Annotated in this window: 18 protein-coding genes; 9 read left to right on the top strand and 9 right to left on the bottom strand. The window is 47.1% G+C overall.

The window, feature by feature from the left end; genetic code table 11:
* Nucleotides 1-2: 2 nt before the first annotated feature.
* The 5 genes from MD588_RS00820 to aroA all read right to left on the bottom strand — a co-directional run bounded on the left by MD588_RS00820 (nt 3) and on the right by aroA (nt 4,802).
* Nucleotides 3-287 (bottom strand): LapA family protein, encoded by a 285-nt coding sequence (locus MD588_RS00820; protein WP_265694861.1) that lies wholly within the window; start codon nt 285-287, stop codon nt 3-5.
* 130 nt (nt 288-417) lie between these two features.
* On the bottom strand, nt 418-708 hold the full coding sequence (gene ihfB, locus MD588_RS00825) for an integration host factor subunit beta (protein WP_047875172.1): 291 nt from the start codon (nt 706-708) through the stop codon (nt 418-420).
* Between the two features lie 72 nt (nt 709-780).
* Nucleotides 781-2,451 (bottom strand): 30S ribosomal protein S1, encoded by a 1,671-nt coding sequence (gene rpsA / locus MD588_RS00830; protein WP_265694862.1) that lies wholly within the window; start codon nt 2,449-2,451, stop codon nt 781-783.
* Between the two features lie 98 nt (nt 2,452-2,549).
* Nucleotides 2,550-3,233: a (d)CMP kinase gene (gene cmk / locus MD588_RS00835; protein WP_265694863.1), complete on the bottom strand. Its 684-nt coding sequence runs from the start codon at nt 3,231-3,233 to the stop codon at nt 2,550-2,552.
* Nucleotides 3,234-3,521: 288 nt separating this feature from the next.
* Nucleotides 3,522-4,802 (bottom strand): 3-phosphoshikimate 1-carboxyvinyltransferase, encoded by a 1,281-nt coding sequence (gene aroA / locus MD588_RS00840; RefSeq protein WP_265694864.1) that lies wholly within the window; start codon nt 4,800-4,802, stop codon nt 3,522-3,524.
* 167 nt (nt 4,803-4,969) lie between these two features.
* Between aroA and MD588_RS00845 the strand changes: the two genes are divergently transcribed.
* Complete coding sequence (locus MD588_RS00845; protein ID WP_265694865.1) at nt 4,970-5,395, top strand: nucleotide triphosphate diphosphatase NUDT15; 426 nt, start codon at nt 4,970-4,972, stop codon at nt 5,393-5,395.
* 117 nt (nt 5,396-5,512) lie between these two features.
* Here MD588_RS00845 and MD588_RS00850 read toward each other — a convergent pair whose 3' ends face one another.
* Nucleotides 5,513-6,181 (bottom strand): hypothetical protein, encoded by a 669-nt coding sequence (locus MD588_RS00850; RefSeq protein WP_265694866.1) that lies wholly within the window; start codon nt 6,179-6,181, stop codon nt 5,513-5,515.
* 492 nt (nt 6,182-6,673) lie between these two features.
* Between MD588_RS00850 and MD588_RS00855 the strand changes: the two genes are divergently transcribed.
* Nucleotides 6,674-7,216, top strand: coding sequence for a lipocalin family protein (locus MD588_RS00855; protein WP_265694867.1), 543 nt, complete (start codon nt 6,674-6,676; stop codon nt 7,214-7,216).
* Nucleotides 7,217-7,260: 44 nt separating this feature from the next.
* Here MD588_RS00855 and serC read toward each other — a convergent pair whose 3' ends face one another.
* Complete coding sequence (serC, locus tag MD588_RS00860) at nt 7,261-8,343, bottom strand: 3-phosphoserine/phosphohydroxythreonine transaminase (protein WP_265694868.1); 1,083 nt, start codon at nt 8,341-8,343, stop codon at nt 7,261-7,263.
* A gap of 262 nt (nt 8,344-8,605) precedes the next feature.
* On the bottom strand, nt 8,606-11,254 hold the full coding sequence (gene gyrA, locus MD588_RS00865) for a DNA topoisomerase (ATP-hydrolyzing) subunit A (RefSeq protein WP_265694869.1): 2,649 nt from the start codon (nt 11,252-11,254) through the stop codon (nt 8,606-8,608).
* 432 nt (nt 11,255-11,686) lie between these two features.
* On the opposite strand from gyrA, the gene MD588_RS00870 reads away from it, so the two are divergent.
* The 7 genes from MD588_RS00870 (at nt 11,687) to yfaE (ending at nt 17,850) form a co-directional block, all read left to right on the top strand.
* Nucleotides 11,687-11,821, top strand: coding sequence for a hypothetical protein (locus MD588_RS00870; RefSeq protein ID WP_265694870.1), 135 nt, complete (start codon nt 11,687-11,689; stop codon nt 11,819-11,821).
* Between the two features lie 182 nt (nt 11,822-12,003).
* Nucleotides 12,004-12,711, top strand: a complete 708-nt coding sequence (gene ubiG, locus MD588_RS00875) for a bifunctional 2-polyprenyl-6-hydroxyphenol methylase/3-demethylubiquinol 3-O-methyltransferase UbiG (RefSeq protein WP_265694871.1) — start codon at nt 12,004-12,006, stop codon at nt 12,709-12,711.
* Between the two features lie 292 nt (nt 12,712-13,003).
* A complete protein-coding gene (locus tag MD588_RS00880) occupies nt 13,004-13,132 on the top strand; it encodes an HAD hydrolase-like protein (protein ID WP_265694872.1) in 129 nt (42 codons plus the stop codon).
* A gap of 29 nt (nt 13,133-13,161) precedes the next feature.
* Nucleotides 13,162-13,677 (top strand): HAD-IA family hydrolase, encoded by a 516-nt coding sequence (locus MD588_RS00885; protein WP_265694873.1) that lies wholly within the window; start codon nt 13,162-13,164, stop codon nt 13,675-13,677.
* Between the two features lie 382 nt (nt 13,678-14,059).
* Nucleotides 14,060-16,327 carry a class 1a ribonucleoside-diphosphate reductase subunit alpha gene (gene nrdA, locus MD588_RS00890; RefSeq protein WP_265694874.1) on the top strand — a complete coding sequence of 756 codons (2,268 nt, stop codon included), beginning with the start codon at nt 14,060-14,062 and terminating at the stop codon, nt 16,325-16,327.
* Between the two features lie 93 nt (nt 16,328-16,420).
* Nucleotides 16,421-17,554, top strand: coding sequence for a class Ia ribonucleoside-diphosphate reductase subunit beta (nrdB, locus tag MD588_RS00895; protein WP_265694875.1), 1,134 nt, complete (start codon nt 16,421-16,423; stop codon nt 17,552-17,554).
* Entirely contained in the window at nt 17,551-17,850 is a 300-nt protein-coding gene (gene yfaE, locus MD588_RS00900; protein WP_265694876.1) for a class I ribonucleotide reductase maintenance protein YfaE, read from the top strand. Before nrdB ends, yfaE begins: the two co-directional genes overlap by 4 nt.
* Here the strand turns inward: yfaE and MD588_RS00905 are convergent.
* Complete coding sequence (locus tag MD588_RS00905) at nt 17,847-19,166, bottom strand: CinA family nicotinamide mononucleotide deamidase-related protein (RefSeq protein ID WP_265694877.1); 1,320 nt, start codon at nt 19,164-19,166, stop codon at nt 17,847-17,849. The genes yfaE and MD588_RS00905 overlap by 4 nt on opposite strands.
* Between the last annotated feature and the right edge of the window lie 40 nt (nt 19,167-19,206).

Raw genomic sequence — 19,206 nt, forward strand, 5'->3', positions numbered from 1 at the left:
GATTATTCCTTAACAGGCTCTGCACGAAGCTGGTTCAACTCTTTCTGCTGCTTTTCTACTTTCTTACTTAGGCGGTTTTTAGAGAAACGCGCTTTTAGATACAGCATGCCACAAATCAGCCAGCCGATCGCAAAGCCTGAACCGAATGCGATACCAAGTAAAGTAGATAACTGAAACTCACCTTGAGCTACAAGAAAATCAAAATTGACCAACTGCTGGTTTTGCGCACCGAGCGCCAGCGTGACCAAAAAACAAACAACTAAAACAAGAATGCTAAGTATCTTCATTGTGAATCCTTCTCACTTGATCAAAAGTTTGATGGGTTGATTATGCAAGATTTTGACTCACCAGACCATGATCAATAGGCATAAAAAAACGGCATACTTACTGTATGCCGTTTTTATGTTCTAATCGCGATTAACCAGCAACAGCCGAGTTAACACGGTCACGTAATTCCTTACCAGGTTTAAAGTGAGGAACGTACTTGCCATCCAGCTCAACTTTATCACCCGTTTTAGGGTTGCGACCTACGCGTGGAGCACGGTAATGCAATGAGAAGCTACCAAAGCCACGGATCTCAATACGATCACCCTCAGCAAGAGTGGTCGCCATGTGCTCAAGGATTTCCTTGATTGCATCTTCTACCTGTTTGGCAGAAAGATGTGTTTGTTGACTGCATAGTCTTTCAATTAATTCAGACTTTGTCATAAACACTCCGTTTTTAGTATGTTTCTCAATAGTATAACCGCTTAGGGGGAAAAAGCTTCCCCCTCAGCTCAATTATTCGCCTTTAGCTGCTTTGAAAGCGTCAGCCATTGCGCTACCGAACGAAGCATCTTCTTGCTTGTTCAGGTTAGCCATAGCTTCTTGCTCTTCTGCAACGTCTTTAGCACGAACAGATAGGTTGATTACGCGGTTCTTACGGTCAACGCCTGTGAATTTAGCTTCAACAGAATCGCCAACAGAAAGAACTAGAGTTGCGTCTTCAACACGGTCAACAGATGCTTCAGAAGCACGTAGGTAACCTTCAACACCTTCAGCTAGCTCAACTGTTGCGCCTTTAGCGTCAACTGCAGTAACAGTACCAGTAACTAGAGCACCTTTCTTGTTAACTGCAACGTAGCCGTTGAATGGGTCTTCTTCGATCTGCTTAACGCCTAGAGAGATACGCTCACGCTCAGCGTCAACTGCTAGAACTACTGCAGAGATTTCGTCGCCTTTCTTGAAGTCGCGAACTGCATCTTCACCAGAAACATTCCAAGAAATGTCAGATAGGTGAACTAGACCGTCAATGCCGCCTTCAAGACCGATGAAGATACCGAAGTCAGTGATAGACTTGATCTTACCAGTTACGCGATCGCCCTTAGCTTGCATTTCTGCGAATGACTGCCATGGGTTAGCTTTACACTGCTTAAGACCTAGGCTGATACGACGACGCTCTTCGTCGATATCAAGAACCATAACTTCAACTTCGTCGCCCACGTTAACAACTTTAGATGGGTGGATGTTCTTGTTAGTCCAATCCATCTCAGAAACGTGTACAAGACCTTCAACGCCTTCTTCGATTTCAACGAAGCAGCCGTAGTCAGTTAGGTTAGTTACGCGGCCAGAAAGCTTAGTACCTTCTGGGTAACGCTTAGCGATTGCTACCCATGGATCTTCGCCTAGCTGCTTAAGACCTAGTGATACGCGAGTACGCTCACGGTCGAACTTAAGAACTTTAACGTTGATTTCGTCGCCAACATTAACGATTTCGCTTGGGTGCTTAACGCGTTTCCAAGCCATATCAGTGATGTGTAGAAGACCGTCAACACCGCCAAGATCAACGAACGCACCGTAGTCAGTAAGGTTCTTAACGATACCTTTAACTTCCATGCCTTCTTGTAGAGAAGCAAGTAGCTCGTCACGCTCAACGCTGTTTTCAGATTCGATAACTGCGCGGCGAGAAACAACAACGTTGTTGCGCTTCTGGTCAAGCTTGATTACTTTGAACTCTAGCTCTTTGTTTTCTAGGTGAGCAGTGTCACGAACTGGACGTACGTCAACTAGTGAACCAGGAAGGAACGCACGGATGCCGTTAAGTTCAACTGTGAAGCCACCCTTAACTTTACCGTTGATGATACCAACAACTGTTTCAGCTTCTTCGTAAGCTTTTTCAAGCTGGATCCAAGCTTCATGACGCTTAGCTTTTTCACGAGAAAGTTTAGTCTCACCGAAACCGTCTTCGATTGCGTCAAGAGCTACGTCTACTTCTGCACCGATTTCGATTTCAACTTCGCCAGCAGCGTTCTTGAATTCGTCAGCAGGGATAGAAGACTCAGACTTAAGGCCAGCGTCAACAAGAACGTAACCGTTCTCGATAGCAACTACAGTACCTTTAACGATCGCACCTGGGCGAGTTTCGATTTCGTTTAGAGACTCTTCAAAGAGTAAAGCAAAAGATTCAGTCATTATTTAATCTTCATTAGATAAACAACCATGGGTATCCTACCGCATGGGGTTGGTAGTAATGTCAGTATTCATCCTTGATACCGACTCCATCATGCCGATTACTCAGCTGATAATTTTTTTTCAATAAAAGCCAATGCCTGGGCAGTAACTTGCTCTATTGACATCTCAGTAGAGTCTAGCACCAAAGCATCGTCTGCGGGACGTAATGGAGCCACCGCGCGATTGCGATCGCGGTCATCACGTTCCTGAATTTCGCTTAAAAGGCTGCCAAAGTTAACATCTAAGCCTTTCAGTTGCAACTGGTTCATGCGTCGATTGGCTCGTTCTTCGGCACTGGCATCCAGGAAGATTTTCACTTCAGCCTGCGGGAAAACCACTGTACCCATGTCACGGCCGTCAGCAACCAGACCCGGCGCTTCACTAAACGCACGCTGGCGACGTAACAACGCCTCTCGAACCCGAGGTAATGCAGCCACTTTAGAAGCTGCCATACCTGTTTCTTCCTTACGGAGTTCACCAGAAACATCCTCGCCTTCCAGAATCACCTTCACCAGGTCACCCTCAGCTTTGAACTGTACGTCGAGGTGCGCAGCCAGCGGAACCAATGCTTCTTCAGATTCAAGATCAACACCATGATGAATCGCTGCCAGTGCCAGTACACGGTAAATCGCACCGGAATCAAGCAGCTTCCAGCCCAGTTTGTCTGCCAATAGCATACACAGCGTACCTTTACCGGCACCGCTTGGCCCATCAACAGTGATCACTGGAGCATGAGTAGACATAGGTTTTCTCCGAATTCGTTCAACTATAGAGTAGTAATACCAAATATCGCGTCAGAAGCTTTCATCTGTGAGATTTGGTATTACACCTCTCAAACGGGGGCATATTATAAGGGAAAAATAGACGGAGTACTATTAAATCGGATTTTGGATTGCTACGAATTCGCCAGATCGGCAAGGGATTGGGTACAGATGAATAAAAACCCGCCAAATCACGGGATTATAGGGCCTGTTTATCTGAAAAACGCCTCTTGCAGGAAAGGCGATTAAAGATCAACAGGCCCTGAAGGCTTACTGACTTAGCTGTGCCAGCTTTTCGAAATAGTCAGGAAAAGTCTTCGAGGTACATTTTGGATCGTTAATCGTCACTGGTGTATCACTCAAGGCAACCAGCGAGAAACACATCGCCATACGGTGATCATCATAAGTATCGATTGCCGCGTGCTTTAGCTGAGCCGGCGGAGTAATAGTAATATAATCATCCCCCTCTTCGACCACAGCCCCAACCTTGCGTAGCTCCGTTGCCATTGCTGCCAGGCGATCGGTTTCTTTCACCCGCCAGTTATAGACGTTACGAATCGAAGTCACCCCGTCAGCAAACAGCGCAGCCGTCGCAATGGTCATTGCCGCATCGGGAATATGGTTGAAATCCATATCGACAGCCTTTAACTCGCCGCGACGGGCAATCACATAATCGTCGCCCCACTCTATTTCCGCACCCATCGCCGCCAGCGCATCGGCAAACTGCACATCGCCCTGAATACTCTTCTTGCCAATACCGGTTACCTTCACCTCGCCACCTTTAATGGCCGCCGCAGCAAGGAAGTAAGAAGCCGACGATGCATCACCTTCAACCAAAAAATCACCTGGCGCTTGGTAAACCTGCCCGGCAGGAACCACAAATTCCTGATAGTCGCGGTTCTCTACCGTTACTCCAAACTGCGCCATGATGTGCAGGGTAATATCGATATAAGGCTTGGAAACCAGATCGCCTTTGATCCGGATAAGGGTATCGGCCTTAGCCATCGGCGCCGACATCAGAAAAGCTGTCAGAAACTGGCTGGAGATCGAGCCATCAATCTCGACTTCGCCGCCCTGTAGACCTGTTCCCTTAATCTTTAGCGGGGGATAGTTTTCATTTTCCAGGTAGGTAATATCAGCACCCGCAGTGCGAAGAGCTTCGACCAAATGACCAATCGGACGCTCTTTCATACGAGGCTCACCGGTCAGAACAAACTCACCTTCGCCAAGGCACAAAGCCGCGGCCAGCGGGCGCATCGCCGTTCCAGCATTACCCAAAAATAACTTGAGCGCATGCTCGGGCTTGAATGTAGCCCCCACCCCTTCCACTTCGCAAACGGTTTTATCATCCGAAAGCCGATAGCTCACGCCCAGTTGCTTTAGGGCATTTAGCATATGGCGGATATCATCGCTATCAAGCAAGTTAGTGAGACGCGTGGTACCTTGCGCTAACGCCGCCAACAGGAGGGCACGGTTTGAAACACTCTTCGACCCCGGTAGATTTACTTCGCCATTGATCTGATTTATTGGCTGTAACGTTAAACTTTCCATCTGTTATCTATTCAATCCTGTATTTTGGGCGTTACCGCAGATTAGCGAATAATGTCTCAGTTCGCTAGTACTGAATTCACCTCATTTGGCCTGCAGAAAAGTGGTAAGCTAAGTGTTGTCAATTAACCAGCAACCTAATGAATCCGGATCAAAACAAGGAGCAGAATGTGGCAGCTGAAACACCCAAAGTCGGTGTCGGTGTGATCATTGTTAACGCCAAGGGAGAAGTACTTATTGGCAAACGAAAAAATAGCCATGCGCCCTACTACTCGATCCCCGGCGGCCATATGGAGATAGGCGAAACCTTTACTCAGTGTGCTGCTCGCGAGATAGAAGAGGAAACTGGGCTACTGATACAGAACCCGGAAGTCATTGCTATCACCAACAACCTGCAAACCTACCATGAGTCCGGCAAGCATTATATCAGTGTTGCTGTGTTGGCTACCCAATTCAGCGGTCAGCTGGAGTTACGCGAACCTGACAAGTGCGAGGGCTGGCAGTGGGCAGATCCTGCACATCTTCCCCTGCCGCATTTTGATGCCAGCGAGCAATCTATCCGCTGCTACCTGGAAAAACGCTTCTGTATGGAATAAGAATAACCGAGCAAGTTTGCTTTCGGGAAGCGAATCAGCAAAAAGAAACTACTGGTTCAGGTAGGTATAAATAACGGTGTCTATTGCAGACACCGTTAATGTTCGCTAAGCGCGATATTAACACTCGAACTTAAGGAAGGCTTCTTCTACCCATTCTTCATCGAGCACGTCTTTAGACAGCGCAACAACCCGCTCCATTGCCGGCAGTGTGGTCAGGCCGGCATAGATAAGGCCACAGCTATCGGTAACAAAAAAACGCTTTAAAAGATTAGAAAGCAAAGTGATATAGGCATTTTGTTGTTCATTAAACGCATCATCGAGTACCAAAGTCAGATTATCGGCTCCGGCAACAATACACAGCTTGGCGATATCATTTAACTCATACTCGGACACGATCTCATTCAAGGGCAGCCTCAGGTTTAGGGTATAATGCCCACACTGCTCCTTCAGGGATAACAGCACATTAAAGATATCGTGCCGAAGAACCGAGCGATACAGCGCTAACGGAAACTCGACTTCCACCTCGACAACAGCACTGTCATTAGGCACATCAGAGAGTAAGATACTTGTTGTGTCGCTCACTTCACTGCCTGATATCGAACTAACCTCAACCCGATGTTTGTTAAGCGAATAATAGTACGGTTGATGCTGCTTAAACACCACATAGCAAGTTGTATCTTGCTCTGAGTGGTTTACTTTGTGATCATTAAATAGTGAAACCAGACACTCCTTGTCACGCTCTTGCAAACTCAGTAACTGAAAATCTGATGCTATCTTTTGGTACACACTTGAGCTCATCATTGTTCTAGCTAATCCCTCGCAATTATTTGTTACATAATACTAAAAAAAAACGCCGTCACTGTTTCTGCTGAGGGAAACTGCGTTTATCCATATGATTAATAATTGAACAAAAAGTGTGACAGATATCAGTGGCTATAGCACAAAAAATAACTAAACTACAGCCGCTATAATTTACCTGTACAAAAGTGCCTTGCGGCGCTTTATAACAACAATTAATCATCGTCTGTACAGTGTCAGGTCATCACCATTGCGTTGATACTCAATATCAACCCATTTGTCTTCAAATGGAGCAAGCGAGTTGTCAGGCAAGGTATCGCCCCATAACATCCTGTTAGAAACGTATAATGCAGGCTATGGCTGCGGCTTAGTAATCGTTCAACGCATCTGCGAACGTATGAATTGGTTATTCAATACCAGTAATAATGGTACGGAATTCAGTACAGTGATTATATTTAGCCACCTGGCTAAGGAGCGATGATGAGAACGCCATACCATTGGATTGCAATCCTGATATTCACGATTTTAACGGGCTGTACCGGGATGCCGGAACGCGTTACACCGGTAGAAAACTTTCAACTAAACCGGTATTTGGGAACGTGGTATGAAATAGCCCGGCTTGATCACCGTTTTGAACGTGGCTTGACCCAGGTATCTGCGACCTACTCACTGAACGACGATGGTTCGGTCAAAGTCATCAACAAAGGCTTTAACCACGATGACAACGAATGGAAAGAGGCCGAAGGTAAAGCCAAATTCGTTAACTCGCCTGATATTGGCCATCTCAAGGTGTCATTCTTTGGCCCTTTCTACGGCAGCTATGTCATCTTTTTCCTCGAAACCGACTACTCCACGGCATTGGTGAGCGGCTACAATACCGATTACTTCTGGATCCTGTCGCGCCATCCCCAGCTTGATCACCGTCAAATCGAAACCTATAAAGCCATTGCACGGCAAGCCGGATTTAACACCAACAAGCTAATTTTCCCGGCCACCTCAGATCTCATAGCCAACGAGCAATAAAAAACCGCCAATTGGCGGTTTTTTATTATTATCCTATCAGGTTATCAAGCATGCTCTTGCTCAAAGCGCTGCATAAAGTCAGCCAGAGCCTGTACCCCTTCAAGCGGCATGGCATTATAAATCGAAGCTCGCATCCCCCCCACCACACGGTGACCTTTAAGCGCTTTCAAGCCTGCAGCGTCAGCTTGCTCTAGAAACAACGCGTCCAACTCTGGATTCTTAAGCTGGAAAGGGACATTCATCAAAGATCGGTTATCGGCGTGCACTTCGTTGCGATAGAAGTCAGATTGATCTATAGCGTCATAAAGCACTTTCGCCTTCGCTTCATTACGCTTTTGCATCTGTTCAACACCACCGATCCCCTTAAGCCATTTAAACACTTCACCGGCCAGATACCAGGCAAAGGTCGGCGGGGTGTTGAACATAGACTCTTTATCAACCAGCACGGTGTAATCTAAAATACTCGGCAGAATCTGCTTCGCCTTGCCCAGCAAATCATCACGAACAATGACAATCGTTAACCCCGCAGGGCCAACATTTTTTTGCGCGCCGGCATAAATCACACCATATTGCGAAACATCAATTTTTCGCGACAAGATCGTCGAAGACATGTCTGCGACAATTGGCTTATCCGTCACCGGCAGATCACGGATCTCAATACCGTCAATCGTTTCATTCGGGCAAAAATGAACATAGGCAGCGTCATCAGACTGCGGCCACTGTGTCGCTGGTAGGATTGCTTTCTTTCCTTCACGTACGCAGGTAATGTCATACACGTTTGGCTGACAATATTTTTTCGCTTCTTCGACAGCACTATGGGCCCAATAACCGCCATCCATGTAATCAGCAGTTTGTGCATCACCTAACAGATTCATTGGGACCGCAGCGAACTGACCACGCGCACCACCATGGCAAAACAGTACATGGTAATTATCTGGAATCGATAGCAATTCACGCAGATCTTTTTCCGACTGCTCAGCCACGGCAATGAACTCTTTGCTACGGTGGCTAATTTCCATCACAGAGGTGCCCAGACCGCTCCAGTTAACCAGCTCTTCCTGTGCTTTTTTTAAGACATCTGCTGGGATCATTGCCGGACCAGCACAAAAATTGTAGACCTTTTCCATGATGTAAGACTCGCTCCTGCTCTGCATAGGGGAAATAACGTTATTTGTCACTCATGTCGACATGGGTGCCAACTGTGACAAAGATCAACTCCTTTCGTTTTTACACCTTTATCTCTGCTCTGGAAAGTCCTGCAGGCAAGTATTTTTACAAAAAAGCACAACTGACCAGAACCTTTCTTGTTTAACTGCATATTTATCTTTTTGACGTATAAAAAAACGCAGCCCGTAGGCTGCGCTTTTATTAACCAAAATCTAATTAAGCTTACTCTTCGTCAGAAGATGGTGCTTCATCAGCATCAGGTTGCTCAGTTGAATCTGCAGTATCAGTCGCTTGCGCTTCCGTTACTTCTGCATCTTCGATATCAGCATCTAGGATATCGTCCTCTTCAGGCTCATCGATACGCTGCAGACCCACAACCAGCTCTTCGTCAGCAGTACGGATCAGTGTCACACCCTGGGTGTTACGGCCAACGCGGCTCACCTCAGCAACACGGGTACGTACCAGCGTGCCGCCGTTGGTGATCATCATGAACTCGTCGCCTTCTTCAGCCTGAACTGCGCCAACAACCTTACCGTTACGCTCAGAAACCTTGATCGATACAACACCTTGTGTTGCACGGCTCTTCGCTGGGTATTCTTCTAGTGAAGTACGCTTACCGTAACCATTTTCAGTTACAGTCAGTACGTCACCTTCGTTGTGCGGAACGATAAGTGAAACCACTTTATCACTCTCAGCCAACTTGATACCACGAACACCAGCAGCTGTACGGCCCATGCCTCGAACCTGCTCTTCAGAGAAGCGAACAACCTTGCCAGCTTCAGAGAACAGCATGATGTCATCGCTACCGTCGGTAACATCAACACCAATCAGTGAATCGCCATCACGAAGGTTCACAGCAATGATACCCGCGCTACGAGGGCGGCTGAAGTCTGTCAGCGGCGTCTTCTTAACAGTACCGTCGGCGGTTGCCATGAACACGAACTTATCTTCTTCATATTCTTTAACTGGCAGAATCGCAGTAATACGCTCGCCTTCTTCCAGAGGAAGAATATTGACGATAGGCTTACCACGCGCAGTGCGGCTAGCTAACGGTAGCTGGTAAACTTTCAACCAGTACATACGGCCGCGGCTCGAGAAGCACAGGATCGTATCGTGGGTATTGGCCACCAGCAGACGCTCAATGAAGTCTTCTTCCTTCATGCGCGTTGCCGCTTTACCTTTACCACCACGGCGCTGAGCTTCGTAGTCGCTCAGTACCTGGTACTTCACGTAACCTTCGTGAGAAAGGGTTACAACAACATCTTCCTGAGTAATTAGATCTTCAAGATCGATGTCGTGGCTAGCTGCTGTGATTTCAGTGCGGCGCGGATCGTTGAACTGCTCTTTAACCAGTTCAAGTTCTTCGCGGATCACTTCCATCAGACGCTCGGAGCTACCCAGAATGTGCAGCAGTTCAGCAATCTCTTCCAGCAGCGTTTTGTATTCACCAAGGATCTTCTCGTGCTCAAGACCTGTCAGCTTATGTAGGCGCAGATCCAAGATTGCCTGTGCCTGCTGCTCTGTCAGGTAGTACTTGTTGTCACGAATGCCGTACTGTTCTTCCAGCCATTCCGGACGTGCTGCGTCGGTACCAGCGCGTTCCAGCATTGCTGCAACGTTACCCAGGTCCCAACCACGTGCAACAAGGCCAGCTTTAGCTTCAGCCGGTGTCGGTGCACTTTTGATCAACTCGATGATTTCATCGATATTCGCCAGTGCCAGTGCCAAACCTTCAAGGATATGGGCACGTTCACGGGCTTTGCGTAGTTCGTAGATTGTACGACGTGTCACCACTTCACGGCGGTGGTTCACGAAGCACTTCAGCATCTCTTTCAGGTTGAAAAGTTTAGGCTGACCGTTGTCTAGTGCAACCATGTTGATGCCGAATGTAGTCTGCAGCTGAGTCTGAGCGTACAGGTTGTTCAGTACAACCTCGCCCACGGCATCACGCTTACATTCGATAACAATGCGCATCCCGTCTTTGTCAGACTCGTCACGCAGGGCACTGATACCTTCAACTTTCTTCTCTTTAACAAGCTCCGCGATCTTCTCAATCAGACGGGCCTTGTTCACCTGATATGGAATCTCGGTAACAAGAATGGTTTCTTTACCATTCTTGTCCGCTTCAATATCAGCTTTTGAGCGCATGTAAACTTTACCACGGCCCGTCTTATACGCATCGATAATGCCCTTACGGCCGCTGATCAATGCTGCAGTCGGGAAGTCTGGGCCCGGGATATAATCCATTAGCTGATCAATGGTGATATCTTCATCATTGATATAAGCCAGACAGCCGTCAATTACTTCGCCTAGGTTGTGTGGCGGAATATTTGTCGCCATACCAACGGCGATACCAGAAGCACCGTTCACCAGAAGATTCGGGATCTTCGTTGGCAATACTGCTGGGATCTGCTCGGTACCATCATAGTTAGGTACGTAGTCAACCGTCTCTTTATCAAGATCGGCTAGGAGCTCATGGGCAATTTTTGCCATTCGAACTTCGGTATAACGCATTGCAGCGGCAGAGTCACCATCGATAGAACCGAAGTTACCCTGACCATCTACCAGCATGTAGCGAAGAGAGAAAGGTTGCGCCATACGTACGATCGTGTCGTAAACCGCGCTATCACCATGTGGGTGATATTTACCGATTACGTCACCAACCACACGGGCTGATTTTTTATATGCTTTATTCCAGTCATTGCCTAGCACATTCATCGCGAATAATACGCGACGGTGCACTGGCTTAAGGCCATCACGCACATCCGGAAGAGCACGACCAACGATCACTGACATCGCATAGTCGAGGTATGAGCCTTTCAGCTCCTCTTCAATGTTTACGGGCGTGATCTCTTTTGCAAGATCGCTCATGGAGCCAATATCCCTCAGGTAATTTCTGTCGTATTTTTATACGTGCAAGGTGCGAGAATATAGCATAAATCAGCCTAGATAGGCACACCTTTCACTACTTATGTTGTGAGTAATTTAGCGGATTTACCAAAAATCAGACACAAACTTATGCCGTTAGCTGCCGATATCTTGCACAAATGGTTATTTTTCAATCAGAACGCTTTTGCGGCATTTCTTATCTACACGAAAAAAGTGCTACCAATTGTAAAAACACGACCCACCCGCTTTTTATGCAACTCATCCACCAAGCTGACCGAAAGCTGAACAAAACTCTGACAAACATCACTTTTATCGACCTCATGAAGCGTAAAATAATTTTTGCACTCAACCGTTTAGCAGTTTAGAACGGGCCTGCACTCTAATATTTCTCGTTTGAAAATAAGTGAGGTCGTTATGCTTGGCACAGCAATCAACACTATCGGACTATGTATCATTGGCGGTAAGTACATCTTAATGCTCATTCTCGCTGCAATGACCGTATTTTCCGGCTCGTTCAGCCCCGAGTTATTCGTGTTTAACGATAATTAGCCTTGGATATCCCCATCTAACGAAGCAGTAGCCTATCCCCCTGCTGCTTCTAGCCTTCTCTTGCTGTATTTCCCCTATTCCCAGATTAATTAATTGTCAAAAAACAGTGCTGAATCTGTTATTTCATGTCGCTTCTATTCCGCTATAATAGCGCCAACCAATTACGGAAAATGGCAAGTAGAATGACCAAGCAGTTGAATGTCGATCCGGCAGAAATCAGTAAATTTGAAGAAATGGCCTCGCGATGGTGGGATTTAGAAGGTGAATTCAAGCCTCTTCATCAGATTAACCCGCTACGCCTGAACTATGTGATTGACCAAGCCGGTGGTCTGTTTGGCAAGAAAGTCCTGGATGTGGGCTGTGGCGGTGGCATCTTGGCCGAAAGCATGGCAGTTGAAGGGGCAGAAGTTACCGGCCTTGATATGGGTAAAGAGCCACTCACCGTTGCCCGTCTGCATGCACTGGAAACTGGTACCAAGCTTGAGTATGTTCAGCGTACAGCAGAAGAGCATGCTGAAATGTATCCTGAGACCTATGATGTCGTGACCTGTATGGAGATGCTAGAGCATGTCCCAGATCCTGCCTCGGTCATTGCATCCTGTGCCAAAATGGTAAAACCTGGTGGCCATGTCTTCTTCTCGACACTAAACCGTAATATCAAATCTTATATGTTTGCGATTGTTGGTGCCGAGCAATTGCTAAAACTGGTTCCCAAAGGAACCCATGACCACAACAAATTCATTCGTCCGTCAGAGCTACTGGCGATGATCGACCTAACACCGTTGCAAGATCGCCATATTACCGGACTGCACTATAATCCGCTGACTGACAACTACTGGCTTGGCAAAAATGTTGATGTGAACTACATCGTCCATACAGTTAAGCCATAGTATTTTCTCAAGGGCGCTTCAGGCGCCCTTCTGTTATATCCAAGTCACCTCAAGCCCACTTCCGACACATCCTCATATTCTGTGGCTACAATAAGAAAAGTGACTCACAACTTTTATCGTTAGCACCGCAACTTTCAATTGAATAGGGTAAGATAGCTATACCATTACTTTGATGTAGCACCACTATATCTTCATCAATTTGGATTGCTCTCAATCGGCAGGCATCGCTCTGATTGGATCAGATTCTTGTTCTGTTTTGGTATTACCTATTTATGATAAGGATATTGTAATAATGAGCTTGCCTATCAGAGCTGTGCTGTTTGATCTTGACGGTACATTACTTGACACCGCTCCCGACATGGCAGAAGCCGCTAACAAAGTATTGGCAGACTACAACCTCGGCCCTCTGACAGACAAATAAAGGCCAATACCAGCTACGGGGCTAAAGGTTTGCTCAGCGCCGGATTTGGTACTATCCCTCCCCACCTGGACACCCAGCAACTAAGACAGCAATTTCTTGACTACTACCAGCAAAGTATTTGCGCAGGGACTTCAATTTACAGGGGGATCTCCAACTTACTCGACTACCTGGAAAGGCAACAAATCCCGTGGGGGATCATGACCAACAAGCCCGGTTTTCTAACTGAACTGCTGCTCCCCTTCTTCCCTGATCTGATGAAGGCCCAGGTTATCGTCTGCGGCGATACCCTGACTGTTGCCAAACCCCACCCGGAACCATTGCTTCATGCCTCTGAATTACTAGGGGTTCCACATACTGTATGTGCCTATATAGGCGATATAGAAAAAGATATGGTTGCAGCCCGGGCAGCCAGCATGCATGGCTATGTTGCTGGCTGGGGGTATATCGGCGAAGATCACTCCCCCGAAACTTGGCAAGCACATGGAATATTGCCAAGACCCGAAGCCCTGATTGAGATGCTCGAACTTCAAAAAGAGCACAAATAAGTCATTTCTTAATCAATGAGTTCGCAGCATCTTTTAGTAAGCGATAAACGATAAAAATCAAGAATTATTTTTTTGCTGATGCAAAAATCTGCTACGGATTTAATTTGATTTTTCCTATTATACTGGCGTATCTGCCCAAATCGGTTAGTGAACGCTAACTTTTTTTTATACATCCCCATGTTATCCACAGCCGGTCAAAAATTACCACCTTGCATTAGTGCCAATTCATCACTATCTTGTAACCCCATAAGCTCAACACCCCAATATATAGTGTTTTTCACTGACAACAGGGAATGCAACAAAGATCACAATCTTTGCTAACCTTATTGTTAAAGTTGCAAAAAACACTGTTATTCAAGAAATACTGGGAAAAAGACCAAAAATGAATCAACAGCTAACTGTTACCAAGCGTGATGGACGCAAAGAAAGTATCGATTTGGATAAAATCCACCGAGTCATTACATGGGCCGCGGAAGGCCTGGAAAATGTTTCGGTATCTCAGGTCGAACTAAAGTCTCACATCCAGTTTTACGAAGGGATCAAAACTGAAGATATCCACGAAACCATCATCAAGGCAGCGGCTGACCTGATTTCAGAAGAAACGCCAGACTATCAATACCTTGCTGCACGCCTAGCAATTTTCCACCTGCGCAAGAAAGCGTATGGTCAGTTCGAGCCACCTAAACTTTTTGATCACGTAACGAATCTTGTAGAAAAAGGTAAGTACGACAACCATTTGCTCGAAGACTATACCAAAGAAGAATTTGAACTGATGGACAGCTATATTGACCATTGGCGCGATATGAACTTCTCTTATGCTGCCGTGAAGCAACTTGAAGGCAAGTACCTGGTTCAAAACCGTGTATCAGGTGAAATCTTTGAGAGCGCCCAATTCCTGTATATGATGATTGCGGCATGTCTATTCGGTAAATACCCGAAAGAAACCCGCCTTGACTACATCAAGCGTTTCTACGATGCCGTATCAACATTCAAAATCTCGCTTCCGACACCGATTATGTCAGGCGTTCGTACCCCGACTCGCCAGTTCAGTTCTTGCGTACTGATTGAGTGTGACGACAGCCTTGACTCGATCAACGCAACGGCCAGCTCTATTGTCCGTTACGTTTCTCAGCGTGCCGGTATCGGTATCAACGCCGGTCGTATCCGTGCCCTGGGTTCAGAGATCCGTGGTGGCGAAGCCTTCCACACTGGTTGTATTCCATTCTACAAATACTTCCAGACAGCGGTTAAATGCTGTTCTCAGGGTGGTGTTCGCGGCGGTGCTGCAACCTTGTTCTACCCAATCTGGCACGGCGAAGTTGAATCGCTGCTGGTACTGAAGAACAACCGTGGTGTTGAGGAAAACCGTGTCCGTCACATGGACTACGGCGTACAGATCAACAAACTGATGTACACTCGCCTGATCAAAGGTGAAAACATCAGCCTGTTCTCGCCATCAGACGTTCCTGGCCTATACGATGCGTTCTTTGCCGATCAGAACGAGTTTGAACGTCTTTACGTAAAATACGAGCAAGACAGCAGCATCAAGCGCAAGACCATCAAAGCTATCGAGCTGTTCTCTTTGCTGATGCAAGAGCGCGCATCAACAGGCCGTATCTACATTCAGAACGTCGACCACTGTAATACCCACAGCCCGTTTGACCCGGCTGTTGCACCGATTCGCCAATCGAACCTGTGTCTTGAGATTGCCTTGCCAACCAAGCCGCTAAATAACGTCGAAGACGAAAACGGTGAGATCGCACTATGTACCCTGTCGGCATTTAACCTGGGTGCTATCGACTCACTGGATGATCTGGAAGAGCTGGCCGAGCTGACTGTTCGCGCTCTGGATGCCCTGCTTGACTATCAAGACTACCCGTTACCTGCTGCGCGCCGTTCAACCATGAACCGTCGTACTCTGGGTGTGGGTGTGATCAACTTTGCCTATTACCTGGCGAAGCACGGCGTTCGCTACTCAGACGGCAGCGCAAACAACCTGACTCACCAGGCATTCGAAGCCATGCAGTACTACCTACTGAAAGCGTCTGTGGGTCTGGCAAAAGAGCAAGGTGCATGTCCGTCATTCAACGAGACAACCTACGCCCAGGGTATTCTGCCTATCGATACCTACAAGAAAGATATCGATAAGATTTGCAGCGCTGATCTGCACTACGATTGGGAAACGCTACGTGAAGAGATCAAGACCCACGGTCTTCGCAACTCGACCCTGTCAGCGCTGATGCCATCTGAGACCTCGTCTCAGATCTCAAATGCAACCAACGGTATTGAGCCTCCACGCGGCTTCGTGTCGGTGAAGGCATCGAAAGACGGTATCCTAAAGCAAGTTGTGCCTGAGTACAGCAAGTACAAAGACAACTATGAGCTACTGTGGAACATCGGCAATAACGATGGCTACCTGCAGCTGGTAGGTATTATGCAGAAGTTCATCGACCAGGCAATTTCAGCCAATACGAACTACGACCCAAGCATTCAGCCGGGCGGAAAAGTGCCGATGAAGCTCTTGCTAAAAGACCTACTAACAGCGTATAAACTCGGCGTGAAAACCTTGTACTACCATAACACCCGTGATGGTGCTTCTGATAGCCAGGGCGATATGGGTGCAGACGACTGCACAAGCTGCAAGATTTAACTAGATACTAGGGCCAGTTTGCCTTTCCTGCTGAAAATAAACTGGCTCTAATTCAATGGGGGCTTCGGGCTCCCCTTTGATGTTGAGGATATAATGGCGTATAGCACTTTTTGTCAAACCAACAACGATCAGCTAAAAGAACCGATGTTCTTTGGCCAGCCTGTCAATGTTGCTCGTTATGACCAACAGAAATTTGAAATTTTTGAAAAGCTGATCGAAAAGCAGCTTTCTTTCTTCTGGCGTCCGGAAGAAGTAGATGTATCTGGTGACCGTATTGATTACAACAACCTACCAGATCACGAAAGACACATCTTCATCAGCAACCTGAAATATCAAACGCTGCTGGACTCAATTCAGGGACGCAGTCCGAATGTCGCGCTACTGCCAATCGTGTCGATCCCTGAGCTGGAAACCTGGATCGAGACCTGGTCTTTCTCTGAAACAATCCACTCGCGTTCATATACTCACATTATCCGTAATATTGTGACCGATCCGGCGATCGTATTTGATGACATTGTAGACAATGAGCACATCATCAAGCGCGCAGGCGATATCTCGAAGTTCTATGATGATCTGATTTCTGCCACCAACGACTACCACCGTCTTGGCGAAGGCACTCATACTATCAACGGCGAAACCATTACGGTTAACCTGCGTGAAATCAAGAAGAAGCTTTACCTGTGCATGATGTCAGTGAATGCCCTAGAAGCAATTCGCTTCTATGTGAGCTTTGCCTGTTCATTTGCCTTTGCAGAACGTGAGCTGATGGAAGGCAATGCCAAAATCATCAAACTGATTGCACGTGACGAGGCCCTTCACCTAACAGGCACTCAGCACATCCTGAACCTGCTGCGTACTGGCCAGGATGATCCTGAAATGGCAGAAATTGCCAAAGAGTGCGAACAAGAGTGCTTCGAGATTTTCAAAGATGCCGCGGAGCAAGAAAAAGAGTGGGCTGAATACCTGTTCAAAGACGGTTCGATGATTGGCTTGAACAAAGACATTCTTTGTCAGTATGTTGAGTACATCACCAACTTGCGTATGAAAGCTGTCGGCCTTGAGCAAGCATATCCGGGTGCCACTCAAAACCCGATTCCATGGATCAACTCATGGTTGTCTTCAGACAACGTACAGGTTGCACCACAGGAAGCGGAAATCAGTTCTTACCTGGTTGGTCAAATCGATAACGATGTTAGTGCCGACGATCTGGGCGACTTCGAACTATGAGTCGAGTCACCATTAAGGTTAATGGTGTTGAGGTTCACGGCAATAGCCGTGAGCCCCTACTCAACCAACTGGAACAAGCCGGATTTCAGCCAGAATACCAGTGCCGTAACGGAATGTGCGGGGCTTGCCGCTGCAAACTGAAAGCGGGTGCCATCGCCCAAAGTGACGCAATGGCTTTTGTTGCCCCTAACGAAGTATTAGCCTGCTGCTCGGTGCCTAAAACCCACGTCGAAGTTGAATTTGACTATCAATTGGCAAAAGCTCTGCGGCCAGAGAAAAAAGCCATCAATGGCTAACCAACACGAGTATCTGCTGGCAAAAAAGTTTCCCGCTCACAGTTCAATGACTCATACTGACCAATAACCACCTTTCCAGTAAGGTAGCGTCTTAGCATATCTAGCATTACTGTCGCGACTATATTACGGTGAGCTCGATACTCATAGCGACGCTTGGTTTTAACCACCTGTGCCCAATCTCCTTCCGGCGTTGCCAGCGCAACCGCGACCCCTTCCTCATGATAGGATCCAGAAACTAATGCGTAATGAGAGCCCGTCTTTTCACGCGCCGCGGATGCTGTCGCCAGTGCGGCTGACAGTGAATCACTAGCATCCATTTCCGACTCGGCTTCTGCTGGCAGCATCCAGCCCTGCAGCAAGGCACTGCGGCTGTCCGGATGATCCTGTAACCAGTTAGTCAACCAGCCACCGGTAAAGTACTCGGTAACTGTCAGGTTCTGCTCGGCAGTAACCAGAAGTTTGCCAACATATTGGGGCAACTCTTGATCAATGCTCACCACGTTTTCACCAAGTAAATCAATCATCTTCTGCTGAAATGAGATCGCTTGCTTATCACTGCGTGGGGTAAAAAGCTTCACTTCAATAAATGGCAACGATGAACGATACCCAACCTCATAACCTGCAGGTAAATTCAAGGGAGCCAATGTCTGGCCAATACCCGACTCCGATAAGCCAAAAGTGTAAAAACGATGACAGTCTAATGCATGGATGGCATCAAACTTCGATTTCAGGCGAGGGAGAATTTCCTCCTCGGCCATTTTTTTGAATTCACGCGGGACGCCAGGTGTAAAGTAGAGCCATGCGCGATTGAGCTTCATCGCAAAACCACAGGCAGTACCAATCGGGTTCTCCAGCAATTCCGCACCTTCCGGCAGCATGGCCTGTTTTAGGTTCGTTTGCGGCATTTCTCGACCGAGCTTCTGGTACTTAGCCAGCATTTGCTGTACCCAGTAATCGGATTGCTCCAGCCCTGAATCAGCAGCAATTGCCGCTGCCTGAGCGGTTAAATCATCCGTCGTTGGCCCGAGCCCGCCATTCACAATCACAATATCAGCTGTCAGGCTGCAATGCTCGATTTCGGCAGCTAATGCTTCAAGCTTATCGCCGACGGTGGTTCGGCGAGACAAAGGAAAACCATGCTGAAAAAACAAGCGAGCTAACCATGCCGCATTAGTATCGACGATTTCCTCGATTTCGCCAAAATCTATCAAAAGGTTATCAGTTTTATCATTTCTATGAAGAGGCTTATGTACTGATAGCAACTGAACGATCAAGGGGAGATCATACCCATAGTCATCATCATTGTTACTGTTCATACGCATAATCTTCTTTATACAAAATAAAAAATACTTGTTG

Origin of the sequence: Photobacterium obscurum (assembly GCF_026191635.1) — a bacterium.
Lineage (GTDB): Bacteria > Pseudomonadota > Gammaproteobacteria > Enterobacterales > Vibrionaceae > Photobacterium > Photobacterium obscurum.